Annotated in this window: 5 protein-coding genes and 3 pseudogenes; all 8 read right to left on the minus strand. The window is 72.1% G+C overall.

The window, feature by feature from the left end; translation table 11 throughout:
• Window positions 1–290, minus strand: a pseudogene (locus CJ022_RS10995) (hypothetical protein); the annotation flags it as partial.
• Window positions 287–695: pseudogene (gene fliJ / locus CJ022_RS11000) on the minus strand (flagellar export protein FliJ). The pseudogenes CJ022_RS10995 and fliJ, both read right to left, overlap by 4 nt.
• Window positions 692–2084: pseudogene (locus CJ022_RS11005) on the minus strand (FliI/YscN family ATPase). The pseudogenes fliJ and CJ022_RS11005 overlap by 4 nt, the downstream one beginning before the upstream one ends.
• Complete coding sequence (locus CJ022_RS11010; RefSeq protein WP_101926703.1) at window positions 2081–2695, minus strand: FliH/SctL family protein; 615 nt, start codon at window positions 2693–2695, stop codon at window positions 2081–2083. Before CJ022_RS11010 ends, CJ022_RS11005 begins: the two are co-directional and overlap by 4 nt.
• A complete protein-coding gene (gene fliG / locus CJ022_RS11015) occupies window positions 2692–3684 on the minus strand; it encodes a flagellar motor switch protein FliG (protein WP_101926706.1) in 993 nt (330 codons plus the stop codon). The genes CJ022_RS11010 and fliG overlap by 4 nt, the downstream gene beginning before the upstream one ends.
• A gap of 10 nt (window positions 3685–3694) precedes the next feature.
• Window positions 3695–5383, minus strand: coding sequence for a flagellar basal-body MS-ring/collar protein FliF (fliF, locus tag CJ022_RS11020; protein WP_101926704.1), 1689 nt, complete (start codon window positions 5381–5383; stop codon window positions 3695–3697).
• Window positions 5384–5406: 23 nt separating this feature from the next.
• Entirely contained in the window at window positions 5407–5796 is a 390-nt protein-coding gene (gene fliE, locus CJ022_RS11025; protein WP_101926705.1) for a flagellar hook-basal body complex protein FliE, read from the minus strand.
• A 92-nt stretch (window positions 5797–5888) separates the two neighbouring features.
• On the minus strand, window positions 5889–6162 hold a 274-nt coding region (locus tag CJ022_RS11030), incomplete at its 5' end, for a helix-turn-helix domain-containing protein (protein ID WP_284700107.1).

The raw sequence follows: 6162 nt of genomic DNA on the forward strand, positions 1-6162 counted from the left end.
GGCCACGGCGCCGGCGGCGGTTGCGTCGCGTCGGGCGGCACGGCGGCGGCGGGCAGCGCGTCGTCGTCGGCCTCGGCGACCGCCTCGTCCGTTGCGGGCGGGGTCGGCGCGGCAGCGGCGTGATCGGCGCGCGGCGCGGTGTCCTCGACATCCGAGGCCTGGCGCCGTTCGAGCGCGCGCGCGAAACCGTCGCGCGGCGTCCCCTGGACGCCGTCACGGCTCCCGGGCTGCGAGATCTTGGGCGCCGACGACGAGGTCGACGCGCCCTGCAATGGCGCGAGTCCGGTCACGGATCGACGCCTGCTGCCGCGAGCCGCACGCGGCGCGCGCCGAGGTCGTCGAGTTCCCGTTGCGAGCGCCGTTCGACGACCTGCTGTTCCTGGGCGCGGTAGCTGGCGGCGAGCTGCTGCAGCACCTGCTTGTCGCGGCTGGCCAGCAGCAGGCGACCGCGCTCGAGTTCCATGGTCTGGCGGCTCTGGTCGACGGTGCGGCTCTGCTGGTCGACGGCGCCTTCCAGGCGTTCGAGGAACGCGCGGCGGTTGGCAAGCTGGGCGGCGCTGGTCGCGGCCATCTGGCTCTGTCCGTACTCGTCGGCGTAGCGGCGCAGCTCGGCCAGACGCTCTTCCGCGCGCGGCCTCGTCTTCCTGGTCCTGGGCGCGGCGCAGGATGGGGTCGATCCGTCGGGACTGGTTCATACGGCAGGGTCCTCGGTGTGGAGCAGGCGTTCGAGGGCGTCGCGGCTGTCGTGCAGATCGGCGGCGTGGGCGATGTCCTGACCCAGGAACTCGACGATCTCGGGCCAACGCGCCAGCGCTTCGTCGACGACCGGATCGCCGCCGCGCTTGTAGGCGCCGATCGCGATCAGGTCGCGGTTGGCGTTGTAGGCCGCGACCAGGCGCCGCAGCTCGCGGATGCGACCGCGCCAGGCGTCGTCGGCGATCGTCGATCGCCGGATACAGGCCGGCGTCGGCGATCCGGCGCGACAGCAGGATGTGGCCGTCGAGGATCGCGCGCGCGGCGTCGGCGATCGGATCCTGCGGATCGTCGCCTTCTGTGAGCACCGTGTAGAACGCGGTGATCGAACCACGCCCCTTGGCGCCGTTGCCGGCGCGCTCGACCAGCGCCGGCAACTTGGCGAACACGCTCGGCGGATAGCCGCGGGTGGTCGGTGGCTCGCCGACCGACAGGCCGATCTCGCGCTGGGCCTGGGCGAAGCGGGTCAGCGAATCCATCAGCAGCAGCACGTTGAGGCCCTGGTCGCGGAACCATTCGGCGATCGCGGTCGCGCGGTAGGCGCCGTGCAGGCGCGCCAGCGGCGGCCGGTCGGCCGGGGCGGCGACGACGACCGCGCGACGCAGGCCTTCCTCGCCGAGCGTGCTCTCGACGAAGTCGCGGACTTCGCGGCCACGTTCGCCGATCAGGCCGACGACGATGACGTCCGCGGCGGTGAAGCGGGTCATCATGCCGAGCAGGGTCGACTTGCCGACGCCGGAGCCGGCGAACAGGCCGACGCGCTGGCCGCGGCCGATCGGCAACAGGGCATTGATCGCGCGCACGCCGACGTCCAGCGGCTGGATGATCGGTTCGCGCGCGAGCGGATTCAGGGCGACGCCGGCCATGCCGACATGGCCTTCGGCGCGGATCGGGCCCTTGCCGTCGAGCGGCACGCCGTCGCTGTCGATGACCCGGCCGAGCAGGCCTTCGCCGACTTCGACCGCGCCGCCGCGACGCCGCACCGGCACCACGCGCGCATTCGGCAGCAGGCCGTGCAGCTCGGCGCTGGGCATCAGCGAGGTGCGCTCGCCGGCGAAGCCGACGACCTCGGCCTCGACCCAGCCGTCGGCGACTTCGACCCGGCAGGTCGCGCCCATCGGCGCTTCGCAGCCGACCGCTTCGAGGGTCAGGCCGATCGCGCGGCGCAGGATGCCCTCGCGGATCAGCCCGCGCCCGGCGGCGGGATCCGGGCCGGTCGCGTCGAGCCGCGCCGCCAGCCGCAGGTTGCGGGCCGCCAGCCAGTCGGCGGGATCGGCCGCCGGCAGGCTCTGGCCCTGCCGCCCGTCGGCGTGCGCAAGATTCACGTTCATTCGTTGGCGCCGGCGCGCTGGAGCACGGTTTCGATCGCGCCGCGCAAGCGGGTTTCGAGGCTGCCGTCGATGCGCACGGTCTCGGCATGCACGCGCAGGTCGCCGCGGGCCAGCGCCAGATCGGGCACCAGGCGCGTGGCCGCCGGCAGCGACAGCAGCGGCAGCACCGCGGCGATGTCGTCGGGATGCAGGCGCACTTCGACGTCGCGCGCGGCCACGCCGACGGCGTCGACGGCCTCGCCGACCAGCGCGGCGAGCAGGCCGGGATCGGCCTCGTAGGCGCGGCCGACCAGGCCGCCGGCGATCCGCACCGCCAGCGCGCCGAGCGCGGCGACGACTTCGGATTCCAGCCGTGCGAGCGGCCGCGAGAAGTTGTCGAGGATGCCTTCGATCTGCGCGGTCAGCCGGCGGATTTCCGACTGGCCCTGGGCCAGGCCGTCGGCGCGGCCGGCCGCGAGGCCTTCCTCGAAACCTTCGCGCTGGGCCTCGTCGCGGATCTGCTGGATCTCGGACAGCGACGGCGGGCGCGGCAGTTCGGCCGGTGCGCCCTCGTCGGGCTGCACGACCGGCTCGTCGATCGCCGGCGCGAGCCAGAGCACCGCCGCGCTCATACCAGGGCCTCGGCGGAGGCGCCGCTGGCGAGGTGGATCGTGCCTTCATCGGCCAGGCGGCGGACGATGGCGAGAATCTCCTTCTGCGCGTTCTCGACGTCGGACAGGCGCACCGGGCCGCGCGCTTCCATGTCCTCGACCAGGATCTCGGCGGCGCGCTGCGACATGTTGCGGGTGATCTTCTCGCGGACCTTGGGATCGGCGCCGCGCAGCGCCACGCCGAGGCGGTCGCCGGACACTTCGCGCAGCAGGATCTGCAGTTCGCGGTCGTCGAGTTCGATCAGGTCGTCGAACACGAACATCAGGTCCTGGATCTTCTGGCCCAGGTTCTCGTCGACCTTGCGGATCGCGCCGAGCAGGCTCTGGTCCTGGCCGGTGTCCATGAAGTTGAGGATGTTGGCCGCGACCTTGATGCCGCCGACGGCCGAGGACTTCATGTTCTGGCTGCCGGCGAACTGGCGCTCCATGATCTCGTTGAGCTCGTTGAGCGCGTTCGGCGGAATGCCGTCGAGCGTCGCGATGCGCAGCAGCACGTCGGCGCGGGTGCGCTCGGGCATCAGCTTCAGCGCCTCGGCGGCCTGGTCGGGATCGAGGTGCGACATCACGATCGCGATGATCTGCGGATGCTCGTTGCGGACCAGATCGGCGATCGCGCGCGGATCCATCCACTTCAGCGAATCCAGGCCGGTGGTGTTGCGGCCGAGCAGGATGCGGTCGATCAGGCTGCCGGCCTTGTCGGCGCCCAGCGCCTGCACCAGCATCTCGCGGATGTAATCGTCGGCGCCCACGCCGAGCGAGGTCTGGCGCTCGAGCGCGCCCTGGAACTCGTCCATGACGCCGGTGACCTGTTCGCGGCTGACCGCGCCCATCGTCGCCATCGCCAGACCGAGCTTCTGCACTTCCTTGGCGCCCATGTGCTTGAGCACCTCGGCGGCATCGGCTTCGCCCAGCGACAGCAGCAGCACCGCGGAGCGCTGCACGCCGGTCAGTTCGTTGATGTCATGCGGTCGCTTCATCACCCAGCCATCCTTTCACGACCTGTGCCACACGCTTGGAATCCGCCCGGACCGCGTCGCGCGCATGGCGCACGCGGTCCTCGTAGGCATCCGACGCCAGCGCGATCGGCGCGGCATCCTTGGGAATGGCGCTGATCTTGGCGGTGTCGTCGGCCAGGCCCGGCATGTCGTCGTCGAGCAGCGTGACCTCGGCGGTCTCCGGCGCGCCGCGGCGACGCGCGGTCGGCGACACGATCTGGCGCACCGCGGGCCGCACCACCCAGAACAGCAGGGCCAGCACCACCAGCGCGCCGAGCGCGAGCCGCGCGATGTCGCGCAGCATCGGCAGCTGCCACCACGGCGGGCCGTCGATGCCTTCCACCGTTTCGCGCACGAACGGGGCATTCATCACCGAGACCACGTCGCCGCGGGCCTCGTCGAAGCCGACGGCCTGGCGCACCAGGCTTTCGACCCGGGTCAGTTCCGCCGCGGTCAGCGGCTGCAGGGCGCTCGCGCCTTCGGCGCCGGCGCGCGGCACGTGGTCGACCAGCACCGCGGCGGTGACGCGGCGGATGCGGCCCGGCGGCTGGCGGGTGTGGCTCAGCGTGCGGTCGAGTTCGTAGTTGCGGGTCGAACTGCGCGAGGTCTCGCTCGGCGAGCCGCCCGTGGCGGCGGCGACGGCCGCATCGACCGGCGCGGGATTGACCGCCGTATCGGGCAGGTTGCTGGTCGCGCCGGGGATGCCCTGGGCGCCGGCCTCGCTGGAGGCGTTCTCGCTGAGCTGTTCGCTGCGCAGCTTCGGCGGCTCGGCGTTGTAGAGCTCGCGCGCTTCCTCGCTTTCCGAGAAATCCATGTCGACGGTGACTTCGGCATTGACGCGGCCGGCGCCGGCCATCGGCTCGAGCAGCTCGCGGATGCGCTGGTTGAACGAGGTTTCCTGGCGGCGCACCTGCTCGAACTGCAGCGCGCTGAGCGTCGCCGCGGGATCCTGGCGGTCGTCGCTGAGCAGGCGGCCGTTCTGGTCGACGACGGTCACGCGCTCCGGGGCGAGGTCGGGGATGCTGGACGCGACGAGGTGCACGATGGCATCGACCTGGCCGCGTTCGAGCATCGTGCCGCCGCGCAGTTCCAGCACGACCGAGGCGGTCGCGGACTCGCGCTGGCGGGTGAACGCGCTGGGCTTGGGGATCGCCAGATGCACGCGCGCGTCGCGCACCGGCCGCAATGCGGTGATGGTGCGCACCAGCTCGGTTTCCAGCGCGTGCTGGTAGCGCGCGTTCTCGACGAACTGGCTGACGCCGAAGCCCGGGTCGCGCTCCATCAGCTCGAAGCCGAGGCGCCCGGATTCGGTCAGGCCGGAGCCGGCGAGCTTGAGGCGCGCGTCGTGCACGTTCGCTTCGGGCACCGAGATCGCGCCGGTGGCCTGGTCGATCTTGAAGGGGATCTGCGCCGTGCGCAGCATGTCGGTGGCTTCGGCCGTGGCCTTGGCGTCGAGACCCGCGTAGAGCGGCACGAAGCCGGGCTTCTGCGACCAGAAGAACACCATCAGGCCGCCGGCGATGGCCGCGGCCAGCAACAGCATGACGCCGAGCCGGCGCATGAGCTGCATCTTTTCGAGACGATCGAGCACCTCGACGGCCTTGCCACTGGCCTTCTCGGTGTTGAACGCATCCTTGGGCAGGGTGATCGCCATGGTCTATCGGGTCTCCGGTGCCGTCACAGCGGCATGTTCATGACGTCCTGGTACGCCTGTACCAGTCGGTTGCGCACTTCGACGGTCGCGCGGAACGCGACCTGGGACTGCTGCGAGGCCACCATCACCTTGGCGAGGTCGGCGCCGGGTTCGCCGAGTTCGAACGACCGCACCAGCGCGCCGGAGCGCTGCTGGGCGGCATTGACGCCTTCCAGCGCGTTGCGCAGCGTGGCGCCGAAGCTGGCGCCGGCGACCTGGCCCGCGGCGCCCGGCGCCTGCAACCCACCCACGCCCTGGACGTTGATCGCGTCGCTGCGCGGGCCGTCGATGCCCGGCCGCTGCTGCGCGGGCGGCGTGATCTGGCCCTGGTAGCTGCGGATCTGGGAGAGGATCGAGTTGACCGAATGGCTCATTTGCGGACTGCGTTGCGGACACCTGCCTCACACCATGCAAGCCGCGTGCCGTGGCGCCCGTCGCAAGGCGCCGGAATCCCGGCGCCAGCGGCTCAGGCCGCCAGCTCGCGCTCGATGCCGTACTTGCGCAGCTTCTCGGCCAGCGTGGTCCGGCGCAGGCCCAGCAGCTGGGCGGCGTGCGCGACGATGCCGTCGCTGCGGTCGAGCGCTTCGCGGATCAGGCCGAGTTCGATGCGCGCCATGTGGTCGCGCAGATCGATGCCGTCGGCGCTGAGGCCCGGCAACGCTGGATCGGCCGTCGCGGCGACGGGCGCGGCCGGTGGCGTGGCCGCGGCCACCGCGACGGCTGCGGGCGCGGGCGCCGCC

This window comes from Luteimonas rhizosphaerae (assembly GCF_002849595.1).
Taxonomy (GTDB): Bacteria; Pseudomonadota; Gammaproteobacteria; order Xanthomonadales; family Xanthomonadaceae; genus Luteimonas; species Luteimonas cellulosilyticus.